The organism is Arthrobacter sp. SLBN-112 (genome assembly GCF_006715225.1).
Classification (GTDB): Bacteria; Actinomycetota; Actinomycetes; order Actinomycetales; family Micrococcaceae; genus Arthrobacter.
In genome coordinates this window covers 3471907-3487473 of the sequence record NZ_VFMU01000001.1, presented here as the reverse complement: position 1 = coordinate 3487473, position 15567 = coordinate 3471907, and the positions used below count along the sequence as shown (strand labels likewise).

The following is a 15567-nucleotide window of genomic DNA, read 5'->3' as shown; positions in this document are numbered from 1 at the left end:
TCATGTCGAAGCCGGACCTTCGCGTTGCCCGGCAATTCCACCATCCCCTTCCCGTGAATCCGGTTCCAGAGTCAAAGGTCCCAGCCCGGTTTCGCCCGCGCCCGCCGGGGGCCGGCGGGTCAAGCGGCCCACCAGTTCGATGGCCCCGCACCCGGCCGCGGCTATGGCAACCGCTACAGCCAGCAGGCCGGCGGGCGGCCACTCCACCCGGAAAAACTCCTGCGTCAAGGGAACGGTGAACAACAGGACCAGTCCCGCGTACATCCCGGCAAGGATCAACGCCTTCACCCGGTTGAGGGGCCGTGATGCCATCACCAGGATCCACGCTGCCACCAGGCCCAGGGTTATGGTGGCTGCAGACTGCGCGGACTGAAGGCTGTGCCCACCCCACAACTGCCCATACGCGCTGACCGCCAGGACACACAGGGCGGTGCAGATGCCGGCCGGGACCGCGAAGGCGAGGGAACGCCGCAGGAATCCGGGGGCATAACGCTGGCCGCCGGGCTGCAGGGCCAGGAAGAACGCCGGCAGGCCGATGGTCAGTCCGTCCAGGGCGGAGAGCTGGCGCGGCAGGAACGGAAAGGCCAGCAACAGGATGCCGGTGACCACCGAGATGACCGTGGCATAGACAGTCTTGCTCAGGAAGACCAGGGAGACGCGTTCGATGTTGCTGATGGCCCGGCGTCCCTCGTCCACCACCGCCGGCAGCCTTTCGAAGCGCCCGTCAAGAAGGACCAGGCGGGCCACGGCCTTGGTTGCAGGTGATGCCGAGTCCATGGCGATGCCCAGGTCCGCCTCCTTGAGCGCCAGGACATCGTTCACTCCGTCCCCCGTCATGGCCACGGTATGCCCCCGCCGTTTCAGCGCCTGGATCAGGTCCCGCTTTTGGGACGGCGTGACACTTCCAAAGAGGCTGTGGGACTCCACCGTTTCTTCCAGCAGGACAGGATCATGGGGAAGCGCCCTGCTGTCAAAGGCAATTCCGCCTCCAAAGCCCACCTCCCGGGCAAGGGCTGTTACGGTCCGGGGATCGTCGCCGGAAATGATCTTGACGGTGACCCCTTGCCGGCGGAAGTAGTCGAGCGTCGCGGCGGCGTCACCGCGAATGCTCTCGCGGAAGGTCAGCAGCAGGACCGGCACCAGCCCGGGAGGCAGGCCTGCCTCGGCGGCGTCCGGCGGCATTGGCGCCGGCAGGTGCGCCAGGACCAGCGTCCGGAGGCCACTGGAGGCGAGGGCTGCTGCCTTTTCGTGTGCCTCGGCACAGCCGGGGGAGCCGAGTACGGAATCGGGGGCTCCGAGGATCCAGGAGCCGGAAGCAGCGGACTCCGGCGCGAAGGTCACCGAACTCCACTTCCGCGCGGAGGAAAACGGCACTGCCCCATCTTCCCGGAGGGGTTCCTGCACGGGGAAGGCCGCCCCGATCGCCGCGGCGGTACTGCTGGCATCCGCGTGGGCGCCAAACCATTCCAGCGCCTGCCGCCACCCGGCCGTGTGGGCGGCCCTGGCGTCATGGACGGTCCCGGCGTCGTGGATGGCATCGAACACGATGGCGCCGGAGGACAGGGTGCCGGTCTTATCCAGGCAGAGGACATCCACCCGTGCCAGTACTTCCACGGCGGCGAGTTCCTGGATCAGGACTTTCCGGCGGGCAAGCCGGAGACCGCCTACGGCAAAAGCTACGCTGGTCATCAGCAGCAGGCCGAGCGGAATCATCGCCATGATGCCCGCCACGGCTCCCACGACGGCCGGTACCCACCGTCCCGATTCCATGGCTCCGGCCCATCCACCCTGGTCCTGCATCTGCGCATTCGTGAGCAGCAGGGCGGTGGGCAGCAGCAGCCAGGTGATCACGGTGAACACCCTCTCCAGCCCCCTTCGGATTTCCGATGTGACCAGGGAGAAGCGCCGAGCCTCTGCTGCCAGCCGGTACGCGAAGGTCTCCGGCCCCACCCGGAGCACGGTGGCACGGCCGTTGCCTGCGAGGATCAGCGATCCTGACAGCAGCACCGCACCGCCCTGTTTGGGGACCGGCTCGGACTCGCCCGTCAGCAGGGACTCATCCACTTCAAGCCCGCCTACGCCGAGCAACACCAGGTCCGCCATGACCTGGTCTCCGGCATTGAGCACCACGAGGTCGTCCGGAACCAGGTCCTCCGAGGAGATGACCTCCCTGGCGCCGTTCCTGATCACGGTGTTCCTGGCCGCCTGCAAGATGGCCAGCTGGTCAAGGGAACGCTTGGCCCGGTACTCCTGGACGATGCCGATCAGCGAATTGCTGACAGCGGACAGGCCGAAAAGCGCGTCACGCCACTGCCCAAGGACCAGGAGCAGGATGAAGCAGCCTCCCACCACGCCATTGAAAAGCGTGAACACGTTCGCCTGGACAATGTCGCCGACGCTCCTGCTGGTTGCCGTCGGCACGCTGTTGATGCGTCCGGCGGCCGTCCGCTCGCGCACTTCGGCGGTGGAGAGCCCGTTCCGGGCATGGCTGAAGTCCATGCCCGGAACCGATGCTCCGTTCTCCCCGGTTATTGACATCCGGCCAGGCAGCCCGCCCCCGTCAGTCCTGGTGCTGCTGCTTGTGCAGGCGGGTGATGATGGTGGGGCACGGCGGCTGGGTCAGGACCGCATGTGCCGTGGACCCCAGGACGAACCTTTCAAAGCCACCTTTTCCACGGCTGCCCAGGACCAGCAGCCGTGACCCCGCGGCGGCACGCATCAGGGCGTCGGCCGGCTCAAGGACGGTTTCCATCACGGTGTTGACCGAAAGATCCGGGTAGTCCTGACGGAGGCCCGCCTCAGTTTCGGACAGCACAATCTGCTCTTCCTCCATTACATGGGTGGCAAAGCTGCTCTGCGGAAGGCCGGCCGCGATCCACCGGCTGGGGCCGGTGAAGGCGTAAAGGACGGTGAGTTCCTCCCCGAGCGCGTCAGCTTCGGCGGCCGCAAAGGCCACCGCCTGCGTCGATTCCCGTGATCCATCCACGCCCACCACAATGCCCCGGCCCGGCTCCTGGCCGTCCCCAATGACCGCTACCGGGCACTCGGCCGTGGCTGCTGCCTGGAGTGCCCGGTCAGTCAGGGCACCGCGCGTGTGGCCGCTGGTGCCAAGGACGAGCATGGAGGCATTCCTGGAATAGTCACCCAAGGCGGCGCCAACACCGCCTTCGAGCAGCTGGAGGGTAACCTGCAGGCCCGGTTCGGCAGCGGTCGCCTTTTCGCCGGCCTCCTTCAACAAGGCCAGTCCTGATTCACGAAGGATCTCGAGGTAGGGCAGGACTTCGGCTGCCATCCAGCGGTCGTCCACAACATTTACGACGGCGAGGGGACGCTGCAGCCTGTTGGCCCGGGCTGCTGCCCACAACAGGGCAGCGTTGGATGCCGAGGTATCCGTGATGCCGACGGCGATTGGCTTGGCAGGTGCCATGGGGGTCCATCCTTTGGGGTACTTGGAAAGGGTTCTGGCTGGCGCCACGTGGCGCTAATCGAAATCCGCCTAACCGGCGGCGGGCTCCCTGGGCGGCCACCAATGGGTGGGCGCCGCAATCACAAATTTCCGGCCGCTGATTTCCTCCGGCGTAATCCGCAGCAGGACGTTCTTCTGGCCCGGCTGCCAGGGAGACAGGCCCGCCTCCATCGCGTCCCGTGTTTCCTCTTCATCGGACACCACCAGCGCGTGCCCTTTGAGGATGACGCTCCAGGCGATGGTGCCGTACTGGTTCATTCCGTCAGCCTCAACCGTTACGGCTTTCCGGTCCGTCAGGGAGGCGAGCTTTGTGCCTTCGCCGGTACGGATCAGCAGGGTGCCGTTGCTGGGAACGAAATTCACGGGGTAGTTTTCCAAGGCCTCCCCGTCAGTGAAGGCAATCCTGCAGATGGACGTGGACCGAAGGTACTTCCAGCAATCGTGGACGCCGAGTTCTTTGATTTCCGGTTCTGCAGCTGCTGTGTTCATGGCCGTAGCCTAGGGCCGGGAATTGCTCCCCGGTAGGGAAGAAGGTCCCGCCGGCAGTTGACGGGGGCTTCTACAATGATCCCAGGACATGTCTTCATGCTCATGTGAAGGCGGACTTGTGGGCGGGGGCAGGCACTTCCGTTCCGGACACTTGGATCGCGACAAGGACCCGCAGCGCCGCAGGCTCTTGCCGCAGGAGGTGGAACGTGAGCACTGAGAAGCCCTGGCGGCCGATGAGGGACAGCGTCGAAGATCCGGTGCGGGACTTCACCGCCCGGGGCGAGGAGCTGCTGGATACCCAGGAGCGCATCAACGCCCTGCTGGCCGCAGTGGTGGCCCTCGCCGAGGATCTGAGCCTGGAGGCCGTACTGGACCGCCTCGTCAGGTCTGCCTGCGCCCTGGTTGGTGCACGGTACGGTGCTTTGGGCGTGATCGGTGAAGACCGGACCCTGAGCCACTTCATCACGGTGGGGATTGATGAAGAAGGGATCCGTTCCATTGGTGACCTGCCCACAGGGCATGGCGTCCTTGGCCTGCTCATCCGCGAGCCAAGGCCCCTGAGGCTCCATGACCTTGGCCGTCATCCCATTACCTCCGGGTTCCCCCCAAACCACCCGCCCATGAAGACCTTCCTGGGAGTCCCCGTCCGTGTCCGCGATGAAGTGTTCGGCAACCTCTATCTGACGGAAAAGCAGGGTGGCGAGGATTTCACCACCGACGATGAGGAACTTGCGGTTGCCTTGGCCGCTGCCGCCGGTGTCGCCATTCAGAACGCCCGCCTCTTTGAACACAGCAACCGCCGGCAGAAATGGCTGGAGGCAGGCATGGAGCTGAGCAGCCGGCTGATCATGGCGCCGCATCCCGGGAACGCGGACATCCTCGACCTGGTTGCCGACACCGCCTTGAAGGTATCGGACTCGGCGCTTGCGGTGGTGGCTGTGCCGGCCGGTGACGGTACGCTTCGCTGCCGTTCATGCCTTGGCGTGCAAGGTCTCCAGGCAGGCCAGGAGTTGATGGCCTCAGGTGCGGTGTCCGGCGTTATTGACGACGGCGGGTCTTTCGTTGCCAAGGACCCCCGGCAGGTGTTCGACGACGAGGTGGCAGGGAAGCTTGGTTCTGTCCTCGTCTGTTCGCTGGGGCACGCCGGCAGCGATAACGGCGTCCTCCTGCTGGCACGCGCCCAGGGAGCGGCGGCCTTCACCCAGGCTGAGGCAGAGTCCAGTGCCATCTTTGGAAGCCGGATCGGACTGGCCCTGGACCTGGCGCGCGTGAATGCCCTGCGGGAACAAAACCTCCTTATCAGCGACCGGGAACGGATTGCCCGGGACCTGCACGACCTGGTGATCCAACGCCTGTTCGCTGCCGGCCTGAGCATCCAGAGCCTGCGCCGTTACACAATGGACCCTGTGGCGCATGAACGCATCGCCGCTGTGACCACTGAACTCGATGACACCATCCGCAAGCTGCGGGATACGATTTATTCCCTTCGTACCGCCGACGAGGAACGGGAACCGCTGACGGGCCAGATCCTGCGCGCAGTCCGGGAAAATTCCCGCAGCTACGCCATAACTCCCAAGGTTTCCCTGAACGGAGCGGTGGACTCGATCCGGGACGACGTGGCGGTGCATCTGTTGTCCGTGCTCTCGGAGGGCCTCAGCAATGCGCTGCGGCATTCCGGCGCTGAGGACATCGAGGTCCTTGTTGACGTGGGACAGGACCAGGTCCAGCTCCTCATCAGCGACAACGGCCGGGGCTTCTCCGAGCCTGCCCGCCTCAGCGGCCTGGCGAACATGCGCCATCGCGCCGAGTTGTTGAAGGGCAGCTGCATCATCGAGAGCGTGCCGGGTGCCGGCACATCCGTGACGTGGTCCGCCCGGCTCGCTTGATGCCTCTGCCAGGGGGGGAGCGGGTTGTCAGGCAGTGTCTGTCGAGCTTTTGGTGACGAAGACGGCGGCCTGCGTCCTTCGCTCGAAGCCCAGTTTGGCCAGGATGGATGAAACGTAGTTCTTAACCGTCTTTTCGGCCAGGAACAGCTCGTCGCCGATCTGCCGGTTGGTCAGGCCCTGGCCGATCAGGGCCAGTACCTTCTTCTCCTGCGCGCTCAGGCCCTCCAACCGGGGATCGGTGGGGACCGTGGAAAGGCCGGTAATGATCTGCTGCTCGACTCCCGGTTCGAACAGGGATTCGCCGGCAGCCGCTTTGCGGATGCCCGCCAGGAGGTCATCGCTCCTGATCTGTTTCAGGATGTATCCGGAGGCGCCGGCCAGGACTGCGCCCCGGAGGGCCTGTTCGTCGTCGTAACTGGTGAGGATCAGGCAGCGCAGGCGGGGATCGAGGGAACGCACGTCCCGGCACACCTCAATGCCCGTGCCGTCGGGAAGCCTTCCGTCGAGGATGGCAATGTCGGGGTGCAGGGCAGGAATCCGGCGGGTGGCCTCGGCCGCGGACCCGCTTTCGCCCACCACCAGGAACCCTTCGCCCTCCAGCAGGTCCTTCAGTCCCTGCCGGACCAGTTCGTGGTCATCGAGGATGAACACGCGCACCTGCCCGGATGATCCTGCTGCTTCATCAGATCCAGCTTCATGCATGTGCATAGAACGCTCCCAAAATCTTCACGACCAAAACCCGCATCCACGCGGGGCGGCCCCCGGGAGGGCCTGACCCCATTGTTCCCCAGCGGGCCTCATACCGGGAAGGGACCTAAGTCCGCCGGTGGGTGGCACCGTGGCCGGGGACTTGCGGTGCTGTTCCCGTCATGACTTTCGGCCCTACCCCGGCAGGCGGTTCTGCACCATTCTGGGACGACGCCCGCAGGAGGGAACCCCTGGAGGGGGATTGTGGCAACAACAGTGAATGGAGCCGGCATGAGTGCCCCTGAACCGCACCCCCGGATCATCGTTGCGGTGGATGGATCCGATGCCTCCATCGCCGCGCTCCGGGTAGCCCGGGCCATGGCGGAGCCATTGTCTGCGACCGTGGAGGCATGGGCCTGCTGGGACGTGCCTGCCGGCTACGGGGTGTATCTCGCGGTAGGGATCGAGGGGTTCAAATATGCGGCCCACCAGGTACTCCAGCAGGCGCTGGCAGACGCCTTCGACGAGCTGCCGCCCTTTGTGCACGCACGGTTGGTTCGGGGTAAACCGGGCCCGCTGCTGATTGACGCGAGCCGCAACGCCTCCCTGCTGATCGTGGGCAGGCGGGGACATGGCAGCTTCATCCTTGGTTCGGTGAGCTCTGCCTGCGTGAGCCATGCCCACTGTCCGGTGCTGGTGGTGCACGCCCCGGAGGAGACGGACGCGGGCCACCTCGACGGGACGCAGTCGCAGCCATCTGCGGCGCCCTGATCGACACGGGGTGCCCTGACTGACAGACCCGGCACACCGCCGTCGTACGGACTCTTTGCCCCGGTATTAGTGGCTGTGGTGGCCCTGCCCGTGATGGTGGTGGGCGGCGCCCTCTCCCACCAGTTCGTGGAGTCCTTCAACGGCCTGGGCAAGCGACAGCTCCGGGGATTGCATAACGAAGGGCATCAAAAGCCGGTTTTCCTTGTCCAGATGCAGGGCGAAAATCCGCTGGATGGCACCTGCGGCCACTGCGGCAGCAACGCCGTCGGCCGTCCTGAGCTCCTCGACCAGGCCCACGATCACCTGATGCTCGGCCAGCATTCCGTCCACCAGCAGCTTGGCTTCGGGGGCCGCGTGCGGCCCGCTGTACAGGGGTCCCTCCTCTGCCAGGGCGTGCGGCACCAGCTCCCGGTCACACCAGTCCAGCAACGCAGCCTGCGTTTCCTGGCCGGCGGCGGGGTCCCGTGCCTCCACGGCCTCGGTCAGCAGTCCCACCAGCGCGTTCAATTGCCGCAGCATGTCCGCATGGTGGGCTTCAACGGCCTGCAGCGCCCGCACCTCGGCCGTGGCGTCCTTACCTGTTCCAGCGTTCATTCGTTGTTGCCTTCCATTTGGGTGACCTGCCGGTTCGTGGCCCGGGACGACCAGCGCAGGTCCTTGACGGCCCAGTATCCGGCACCGTTCATGATGGCGAACCCAGCAATGCCCAGCCAGGGAACCCGGACCACCAGGCCAAGCAGCAGGATGCAGATGCCTGCCGCGACGAGGAGCAACCCGCGCCTGAACCGGGCCCGAAGGGACAGCGCAAAGGCATCCCGGCCAAGCAGGGCGGCGAAGCCGGGGTCTTCCTCGGCCAGTCCATGGCTGATCTGGTCGAGTTCGCGTTTTTCAAACTCAGAGAGCGGCACAGCTGCACCCACTGTCCATTGCCTGCGGGGAGCCGGAACTCAGGTACCCGGGTGGCCGCGCAGGACAGCCAGCCTGTTCTGGTATTCCGCGACGTCGACCTCGCCGCGTGCAAAACGCTCGGCCAGCACGTCCTCTGCCGTTCGGGGCGACGGGGGCTGGGGTGCATTCGGGGAGGGCGCCCGCAGGGAACGGGCCAGTAGGACAATGCCGGTGATGATTGCTCCCCAAACCACCACCATGCTGATGCTCATCAGGACATAGCCCCAAAGGCCCATGCCGTCATTCCAGCCGTACACTTCACGACCTCCGGTCACGTGGAGGCGGACGCCAACCGTCCGCCTTCCCCTTCAGTATCGGATTCGGCTGGTGCCGCGGGCAGAGCCATTAGTCCTGTCCCGTGAGGTGTGCCGCGAAGCGCAGAAGTGGCCGCCCCCGGTACTTTTGGCACTGGCGGCGGAGGCCGGCCATAGCGAGTCTGGAGGGGCGTCCGGCTCCGGAGAGGGAGCCGTGCGGAGGACGGGGATGGCCAGGTGGGCGTTGCAGAAAGTACTGACGACGGCGGGACAGCCCGCCGTGCCTTCCTCGCCGCCTGGGTGGGCTGGGTGACCCTGGGCGAGAGCCTCGGCTTCCTCGCCCCGGCCTTTGCCCAATTTCTCGCGGTACCTGTCTGGCCCCGTGCGGAATTCGTGCTCCTGGTGCTGGCCGGCCTGGCCGAAGGAGCTGTCCTCGGATGGTTCCAGGCCTATGTCCTGCGGAGCCGGCTGCCGCGGATCTCCGCGGGCCGCTGGGTCCTGCTGACCGCGGGCGGCGCCGCGTTTGCCTGGTCCGTGGGCATGCTGCCGTCGGCCTTCGAGGTTTGGCAGGACTGGCCGCCTGCGGCCTGGATGACGGCGGGGTCTGCGGCCGCGGTCCTCCTGCTCGTGTCCATTGGAACTGCCCAGTGGTTTGAGTTGCGGCGCCACGCCAGCCGGGCATGGCGCTGGATTGCTGGAAGCGCGGCAGCCTGGGCGGCGGGCCTGGCGGTCTTTATGCTGGTTGCCCCGCCCTTGTGGCAACCGGGCCAGCCTGCGTGGCTGATCGCCGTCATTGGCATGGGGGCTGCAGTCCTCATGGCCGCAGTGATGGCGCTGGTCACAGGACTGGTCTTGTTGCGCCTTATGCGGGTTGCTGCATCCGCCGGTGGCAGGAACTAAAAACCCCGCCGCCGTAAACGTTTGTCCACGGCGACGACCAGGGATGCAAGCAGGGCGAGGCCAAGGATCCGCAGCCAGGCTTCCCCGCTGATGGGGGCGGTGTGGAAGAGGCTGTTCATCAGCGGCGCGTAGGTCAGGGCCGCTTGGCCAGCCGCCTGGACCGCGACGCCAACCAGGAGCCATCGGTTGCTGAAAGGGCTGATCCGCCAGGCCGGCCGGGCCAGGGACCGGCAGCTGAAGAGGTAGGCAACCTCCACGGCGACGAAAAGGTTGACGGCGGACGTGCGGGCCTGGGCAACAGATGCGCCAACGGCCAGTTCGTGTTCGAACAGCCACCAGGCTCCTGCGACCAGCAGCGCCGAAACGAGGAGGATCCGCACGGTAAGGGCCCACGTCAGGAGGGGCCGGTCCGGCGGCCGGGGCGGACGGGACATCAACCCCGGTTCCTTGGGCTCAAAGGCCAGCATCAGTCCAAGGGCCACGGCGGTGGTCATGTTGATCCACAGGATCTGGGTGGGCAGGATGGGCAGCGTTGCCCCCAGCAGGATGGCCACGAGGATGACCAGCCCCTCGGCCATGTTGGTGGGCAGGGTCCACACGATGAATTTGGTCAGGTTGTCGAAGACGTTCCGGCCCTCTTCAACCGCGGCCTCAATGGTGGCAAAGTCATCATCGGTCAGGACGATGTCCGATGCCTCCTTGGCCACTTCCGTTCCGCTCCGCCCCATGGCAATGCCCACATTCGCCTGCCGAAGGGCAGGGGCGTCGTTGACGCCGTCCCCGGTCATGGCGGCCACGTGTCCGCGGGACTGGAGGGCCCCGATGAGGCGGAGTTTCTGTTCCGGCGAAACCCGGGCGAAAACTGTTGCCCGTTCCACCGCACCGGCAAACTGATCTGCCGGAATGGCGTCCAGCTCCGTACCCGTCAGGGCTGTCCCCGTGTCGCGGCCGGCGGCCAGGCCCACGGCGGCAGCCACAGTCACCGCGGTCCGGACATGGTCCCCGGTGATCATCTTCACCGCCACCCCGGCGCGCTGGCACGCCTTTACGGACGCTGCGGCCGCTTCCCGCGGCGGGTCGTGCATGGCCTGGAGCCCCGTCAGGGTCATCCCGCCCCGCAATTCGATGCCGGAAAGAGGGCGGCCGTCGGCGGGGAGCCGCATCATGGCGGTGGCCAGGACACGGAGTCCGCTGTCCGCGAGCGCGTGTGCTGCATTGAGCGCTGCCTGCCGGCGGACGGGCCTGTCGGCGCCGTGAGTGTCCATTTCGTGGGAGCAGAGGTCGGCTATCCGTTCCACAGCACCTTTGACGAACACCACGCCGCCCCCTTCCGGGGGCGCGGAACCGTGCAGGGTGGCCATGAACTGCCGCTCCGACGTGAACGGCAGTTCCTGCTGCCGGGGATTCGCGGCCAGGAAGCCGGCGACGTCCACGCCGCCTTTCCCTGCCGCCACCAGCATCGCGGCCTCGGTGGGGTCGCCCCGTACCTGCCATGTGGATCCCTCCCTGTGAACCTTGGCGTCGTTGCATGCTGCACCGCCCAGGAGGGACCACTGCAGCGCTGCATCCCCGTCCACCGGATGCTCCGGCGCGTCCGTCACATCCCGGTGCGTGCCTCCCGGATGCCCCGTTGCCGACGGGGTGATGTGTCCAGCAGGCCCGTAGCCTGAACCTGAGACGTCATAGGTGCCGGAGGGCGTCCATAGTGCACGGATTGTCATCTGGTTCTCAGTGAAGGTGCCCGTCTTGTCAGAGCAGATCACCGTGGTGCTGCCCAGCGTTTCCACCACCGGCAGCCGCCGGACCACGGCACGGCGGCGCGCCATGCGGCGGACGCCAATGGCAAGCGTCACCGTGACGGCGGCGGGAAGGCCTTCCGGGATGGCTCCCACGGCCAGTGCGACGGCGGCAGTGAACATCTGCCCCGGAGGCTCGCCATGCGCCAGGCCGGCAATGAAGGCCACGGCGGCGAGGACAAGGATGGCTACGGTAAGCGTCGAGCTGAACCGTGCCAGTTTCAGGGTCAGCGGCGTGGCCACCGGCCGGACCGCACCCATAAGGCGGTGGATTTCGCCAAGTTCGGTTTCGCCGCCGATGGCGACGACGATTCCTGCTCCGGTGCCTGCGGTTACCAGGGTGCCGCTGTACAGCATGTTCCTCCGGTCTGCCACCGGCGTGACCTGCGGGAGCACTACCTCGTCCTTGGACACGGGATCCGATTCTCCCGTAAGCGCCGATTCGTCCACCCGCAAGGCGGACAGCCGCACCAGGCGCAGGTCGGCCGGTACCTTGTCGCCGGCCTCCAGCAGCACAAGGTCGCCGGGGACCAGGTCCTCGGAGGGAACCTGCCTCCGTTCGCCGCCGCGCATGACCGCGGCCTGGGTGCGGACCAGCGAGTGCAGCGCGTCCAAGGCCGCTTCTGCCCGGACTTCCTGGATGAAGCCGATCGCCGTGTTGACCAGGACCACCGCGAGGATGACCCCCGCGTCCAGGAATTCTCCAAGGAACACGGTGACGGCGGCGGCGGCGAGCAGGACGTAGACCAGGGGGTTGTTGAATTGCCGTCCCAGCTTCCGGGCAATGCCACTGCCCTTGGACCTGGGAAGCTGGTTCGCGCCAAACTGGGCGCGGCGGCGCGCTACCTCTTCCTGGCCCAGGCCCCTCGCGGCATCCGTTTCCAGCAGCAGGACCACTTCATGGACGGGGAGCCCATGGTGTGCCGGATCAGGGGCGTTGTCCGGCCGGCGCCGCGTGACGTTCGATTCCGGCCGCTGGGGACGCACTTCCCCGCCACGGGAGGGCCTGGTCTTCGCCATGGTGCCGGCTTGTCACTGCCCCAGCAGGGCGTCGAGGGTGGCGAAGCCGTACCCGGCAGCAGCAATGCGGTCAATGACCTGGGGGAGGGCGTCGGCGTCGAGCGTGGTGCCGTCATCCGGGTTGGACCCGATGTGCATGAGGACGATCTCGCCGGGCTGCAGCCCCGCCTGGACGCGGTCGGCCACCGACTGGAGGCTGGCACCTCCGCTGGTGCCTTTCCAGCCCAGGGTGTCAACGGTCCACCTGACCGCCACGTAGCCCAGCGAGTTCACCGCCGCGATGGTTCGGGCGTCCCGCTCGCCGTAGGGGAATCGGAACAGCGGCCTCGGATCGGCCCCGGCGGCGAGGATTGTCTGCTCGGCGCCCCGCACCTGTTGGGTGATCTGGTCGGCGCCCAGCCCGGTAAAGCCGGGATGGGTCATGGAATGGTTTGCCACCCGGTGCCCGGCGGCCACGATCCGTGCCACGGACTGCGGGTTGTTGGCAGCCCAGTTGCCGGTCAGGAAAAAGGTCCCGGTAACGCCTTTGGCGGAGAGCGTGGACAGGATGCCGGGCAGTCCCGCCGCGTTGGCGCCGGCATCGAACGTGAGGGCAACCACGCGCCCCGCTCCCGGGATGACGGTCAGGTCCTGGCCGCGGAGGGAGTCCGGAAACGGCGCCGGCTGCGGGGGAGCGGCGGGCTCCTCCGGTGGGGTGGGCTCGGCCGGAGCCTGCGTGGGCTGCGGTCCGGGAACCGTGATGGGCGGCTCCACCGGTATCTGGCCGGCTTCCGGCGTCTCCGTTTCCTGTGGCCCCTGCTGGCCGGAAGGGGACACGGCCGGGACCGGCGGGCTGGACTGGCTGGGAAGTGCGGACTGGCTGGGAGGCGCGGAAGACGGCGCCGGTGAGGCGGACGGCGCAGCCGACGGCGGACCGGCCGTGAGTGCCGGCAGCAACAGGGCAAGGGCGATGGCGAAGACCAGGGCGGCGGCGAGCGCTATGGCGAGCGTCCGCCGTCGTGCTTCACTGAGCGGCAATGCCATCACCCGCCCTGGACGTCAGTGGCTTCCCGCCGCCGGGCAGCTCAGGAACCTTCGGCGGCGTGGGCCCCGCCCTCGGGCGTGTGGACCACCAGCACGGGGCAGTGGGCATGGGCCACGATGGCGGAGCTGACGGAGCCCAGGAGCAGTCCGCCGAACCCGCCGTGCCCGCGGCGCCCTACAACGATCATGTCGGCATCGCGGCTGGCGTCGATCAGCGCCTCGCGGGGATGGCCCCTGACAAGGCTTGCGGTGACATTGGCCGGCAGTTCGGCACCAAAAGCCTGTTCCATTGCCTCGTCAAGGATTTTCTTCGCGCCCTCCTCGAAGCCTTCAATGCCCATCATGACGTAGCCGGAGTACACCTGCGGGTACTCCCAGCAGGCGATGGCCTGGACCTTGGCACCGAGGGGAGTGGCAAACCGTTGGGCTTGGCGGAGCGCCTCCAGGGACGGCTCCGATCCGTCGACGCCTACCACGATCCTGGCAATTGGTGCCCCGGCAATGCTCATGTCTGCTCCCTCGTCGGACCCTCGCTGTCACGCCCATCATGCCCGCAGCCCCGCGGCGGGGCTAGGGCCGAAGGTCACGGCGCGCCGGCGGGCGGCCCGCCGGCGGACGGCGGGCCGGCTTGAGGTGTTCCCACGGGGGGAATCGCCGCTGGGGGAATCACCGCTTCGGACCACTCGGGTTCGAGGGGCCCCTGGTCAAGCCGGAACGGTGGATATTCGTCCCGCATCAGCGCGGTGTATACCAGGACCCGATAGATCCAGCGGTCAACGCCAAGGATGAAATCAAACAGCGGGCGCTGGTAGCGGCCGGTGAACAGCAGGATCACTGCCGCGATCAGGACCAGCAACCCCAGCAGGGATGGGCCCGCACTCTGTTCATAGGTCGTGCCGAAGTAGTTGTTGTCTGCGCGCCACCGCCACGCGGTGTTGGTAAACGCGGCCACCACGAGCAGGTGCGGGATCGCCAGGAGCCACCATTTCACCAGGACCAGGCCCCGGGACAGCCGTTCCGGGTAGTCCACCTCGAAGTCGGCCGGGTAATTGGTGCGCTTGAGGGTGAACGGCGGGTAGAGGTCGGTGCCGACGGCGGCATAGGCGTAGAACGCCACCCGCCAGTTCCACCGCATGACGCCGACATTGAAATCGAACAGGGCCCTCGGATACCGGCCAGTGAACAGGATGGCGAAGCCCGCCACGATGGTGGTGATGACCAACGCGAACCAGAGGAAGAAGAGCAGGATGAAATGGGGGATGGCCAGAAACCACTTGACCAGCCACATCCAGCGGGACAGCCCGGGATCGATGGTGCCGAAAAGCCGTGCGGGATAGCCGCGGCGGTCTTCCGCTGCCGTAGTGAACGGTTGCGGCGGGGGTGCCCCCGGAGCTGCCGCCGCGGCCTGCGCCCCTGGCTGGCCCCAGGGTGCCGGTGCTGGTCCCTGCCATCCCGAAACTTGCCCAGCCGGCACCTGGCCGCCCGGCACTTGGGCCCCCGGCTCTTGGCCTGGCCCTGCCATTCCCGGCCCGGCCATCGCGGGCGCCGGCATGCCTTGCCCTGGCATCGCCGGACCGCCGGCTGACGGACCGCCGGCTGACGGACCGCCGGCTGGCCGCGCGGCGTGCCGGCCCAGTCCCATGGCGCCGAAGATGATGAGGGGAATACCGATCACCAGGGCGATGAGCCCGCCCACCAACAGGCCGGTGGCTGCCGGCCGGATCAGGTCTGAGCGGAAGCCGGCCTGCGCCTGGACATCGATGCCGGACGAGGCATCGGCGTTCATCACCACCACTTCCCATGTGCCCGGGGTGATGTTCCAGGTGAGCTCCTGCTCTCCGGACCCTGACACGGATGCGGTCCAAAAGCGCTGGTTGGCAGGTGGTGATGCGGGGTTTCCGCCCGGAACGTCGCGGTATTCGGCCCGGAAGGGCCGCTGGCGGATGTTGAGCAGCTCCGAGTGGTGCACGCCTGACAGGTACTGTTCGACATCGGCCTGCGGGCCGATGCCAATGAACACCGGTTTGTCGGGGCTCACTGAATTAACCCGCAGGCGCAGGGTGCCGACGTCGAAGGGAAGCCTGCCGGGAACGTCCTCGCCAATGGCATCGGCCCGTGGCGAGGTAAGGGCAAAGGAATTAACGGAAAAACGGGATGTGCCGGAGGTCAGGAAGCCGTCCCCCTGGATGGATCCCACCGCCGAGGCTACGGCTCCTCCCGCCAGCGCAGCCAGCCCTGGAATGGTGATCAGGATCCCGAGGACCAGCATGATGATGGCGGCGGGCTTTTTCATGGCGTGGGACTTTCCGCTGGGGGTGCGTGGACGG

14 protein-coding genes are annotated in these 15567 nt (G+C 67.0%); 3 read left to right on the top strand and 11 right to left on the bottom strand.

The window, feature by feature from the left end; genetic code table 11:
• From FBY33_RS16020 to FBY33_RS16010, 3 genes are all read right to left on the bottom strand, one after another.
• Entirely contained in the window at positions 1–2538 is a 2538-nt protein-coding gene (locus FBY33_RS16020) for an HAD-IC family P-type ATPase (RefSeq protein ID WP_142031404.1), read from the bottom strand.
• Positions 2539–2560: 22 nt separating this feature from the next.
• Positions 2561–3427, bottom strand: coding sequence for a universal stress protein (locus FBY33_RS16015; protein ID WP_142031403.1), 867 nt, complete (start codon positions 3425–3427; stop codon positions 2561–2563).
• Positions 3428–3496: 69 nt separating this feature from the next.
• Complete coding sequence (locus FBY33_RS16010; protein WP_142031402.1) at positions 3497–3955, bottom strand: pyridoxamine 5'-phosphate oxidase family protein; 459 nt, start codon at positions 3953–3955, stop codon at positions 3497–3499.
• Between the two features lie 233 nt (positions 3956–4188).
• Here FBY33_RS16010 and FBY33_RS16005 point away from each other — a divergent pair, with 233 nt between their 5' ends.
• The gene (locus FBY33_RS16005; protein WP_142032945.1) at positions 4189–5841 is read left to right on the top strand and encodes a GAF domain-containing sensor histidine kinase; all 1653 of its coding nucleotides are present in this window, start codon (positions 4189–4191) and stop codon (positions 5839–5841) included.
• Positions 5842–5868: 27 nt separating this feature from the next.
• Here FBY33_RS16005 and FBY33_RS16000 read toward each other — a convergent pair whose 3' ends face one another.
• A complete protein-coding gene (locus tag FBY33_RS16000; RefSeq protein ID WP_327436757.1) occupies positions 5869–6549 on the bottom strand; it encodes a response regulator in 681 nt (226 codons plus the stop codon).
• A gap of 270 nt (positions 6550–6819) precedes the next feature.
• Between FBY33_RS16000 and FBY33_RS15995 the strand changes: the two genes are divergently transcribed.
• Positions 6820–7299, top strand: coding sequence for a universal stress protein (locus tag FBY33_RS15995; RefSeq protein ID WP_142031401.1), 480 nt, complete (start codon positions 6820–6822; stop codon positions 7297–7299).
• 66 nt (positions 7300–7365) lie between these two features.
• On the opposite strand, the gene FBY33_RS15990 is transcribed toward FBY33_RS15995, so the two are convergent.
• Genes FBY33_RS15990 through FBY33_RS15980 form a run of 3 tightly spaced genes read right to left on the bottom strand, consistent with a single transcriptional unit; the run spans position 7366 to position 8504 of the window.
• The gene (locus FBY33_RS15990) at positions 7366–7893 is read right to left on the bottom strand and encodes a hemerythrin domain-containing protein (protein WP_142031400.1); all 528 of its coding nucleotides are present in this window, start codon (positions 7891–7893) and stop codon (positions 7366–7368) included.
• On the bottom strand, positions 7890–8207 hold the full coding sequence (locus FBY33_RS15985; protein WP_142031399.1) for a DUF3040 domain-containing protein: 318 nt from the start codon (positions 8205–8207) through the stop codon (positions 7890–7892). The genes FBY33_RS15990 and FBY33_RS15985 overlap by 4 nt, the downstream gene beginning before the upstream one ends.
• A 39-nt stretch (positions 8208–8246) precedes the next feature.
• Complete coding sequence (locus tag FBY33_RS15980; RefSeq protein ID WP_142031398.1) at positions 8247–8504, bottom strand: SHOCT domain-containing protein; 258 nt, start codon at positions 8502–8504, stop codon at positions 8247–8249.
• Positions 8505–8738: 234 nt separating this feature from the next.
• Between FBY33_RS15980 and FBY33_RS15975 the strand changes: the two genes are divergently transcribed.
• Positions 8739–9401 carry a hypothetical protein gene (locus tag FBY33_RS15975; RefSeq protein WP_142031397.1) on the top strand — a complete coding sequence of 221 codons (663 nt, stop codon included), beginning with the start codon at positions 8739–8741 and terminating at the stop codon, positions 9399–9401.
• Here the strand turns inward: FBY33_RS15975 and FBY33_RS15970 are convergent.
• The 4 genes from FBY33_RS15970 to FBY33_RS15955 form a co-directional block, all read right to left on the bottom strand.
• Positions 9398–12217, bottom strand: coding sequence for an HAD-IC family P-type ATPase (locus tag FBY33_RS15970; RefSeq protein WP_142031396.1), 2820 nt, complete (start codon positions 12215–12217; stop codon positions 9398–9400). The two genes, FBY33_RS15975 and FBY33_RS15970, sit on opposite strands and share 4 nt — an antisense overlap.
• 12 nt (positions 12218–12229) lie before the next feature.
• A complete protein-coding gene (locus tag FBY33_RS15965) occupies positions 12230–13240 on the bottom strand; it encodes a polysaccharide deacetylase family protein (RefSeq protein ID WP_142031395.1) in 1011 nt (336 codons plus the stop codon).
• Between the two features lie 41 nt (positions 13241–13281).
• Complete coding sequence (locus FBY33_RS15960; RefSeq protein ID WP_142031394.1) at positions 13282–13749, bottom strand: universal stress protein; 468 nt, start codon at positions 13747–13749, stop codon at positions 13282–13284.
• 74 nt (positions 13750–13823) lie between these two features.
• The gene (locus FBY33_RS15955) at positions 13824–15533 is read right to left on the bottom strand and encodes a DUF4389 domain-containing protein (protein WP_142031393.1); all 1710 of its coding nucleotides are present in this window, start codon (positions 15531–15533) and stop codon (positions 13824–13826) included.
• Positions 15534–15567: the final 34 nt, after the last annotated feature.

Coding starts and splice junctions, on each gene's coding strand:
- FBY33_RS15970 (WP_142031396.1), bottom strand. CDS start 12,217: ATGGCGAAGACCAGGCCCTCCCGTGGCGGGGAAGTGCGTCCCCAGCGG.
- FBY33_RS16000 (WP_327436757.1), bottom strand. CDS start 6,549: ATGCACATGCATGAAGCTGGATCTGATGAAGCAGCAGGATCATCCGGG.
- FBY33_RS15965 (WP_142031395.1), bottom strand. CDS start 13,240: ATGGCATTGCCGCTCAGTGAAGCACGACGGCGGACGCTCGCCATAGCG.
- FBY33_RS15990 (WP_142031400.1), bottom strand. CDS start 7,893: ATGAACGCTGGAACAGGTAAGGACGCCACGGCCGAGGTGCGGGCGCTG.
- FBY33_RS16005 (WP_142032945.1), top strand. CDS start 4,189: ATGAGGGACAGCGTCGAAGATCCGGTGCGGGACTTCACCGCCCGGGGC.
- FBY33_RS15960 (WP_142031394.1), bottom strand. CDS start 13,749: ATGAGCATTGCCGGGGCACCAATTGCCAGGATCGTGGTAGGCGTCGAC.
- FBY33_RS15955 (WP_142031393.1), bottom strand. CDS start 15,533: ATGAAAAAGCCCGCCGCCATCATCATGCTGGTCCTCGGGATCCTGATC.
- FBY33_RS15995 (WP_142031401.1), top strand. CDS start 6,820: ATGAGTGCCCCTGAACCGCACCCCCGGATCATCGTTGCGGTGGATGGA.
- FBY33_RS16010 (WP_142031402.1), bottom strand. CDS start 3,955: ATGAACACAGCAGCTGCAGAACCGGAAATCAAAGAACTCGGCGTCCAC.
- FBY33_RS16020 (WP_142031404.1), bottom strand. CDS start 2,538: ATGTCAATAACCGGGGAGAACGGAGCATCGGTTCCGGGCATGGACTTC.
- FBY33_RS16015 (WP_142031403.1), bottom strand. CDS start 3,427: ATGGCACCTGCCAAGCCAATCGCCGTCGGCATCACGGATACCTCGGCA.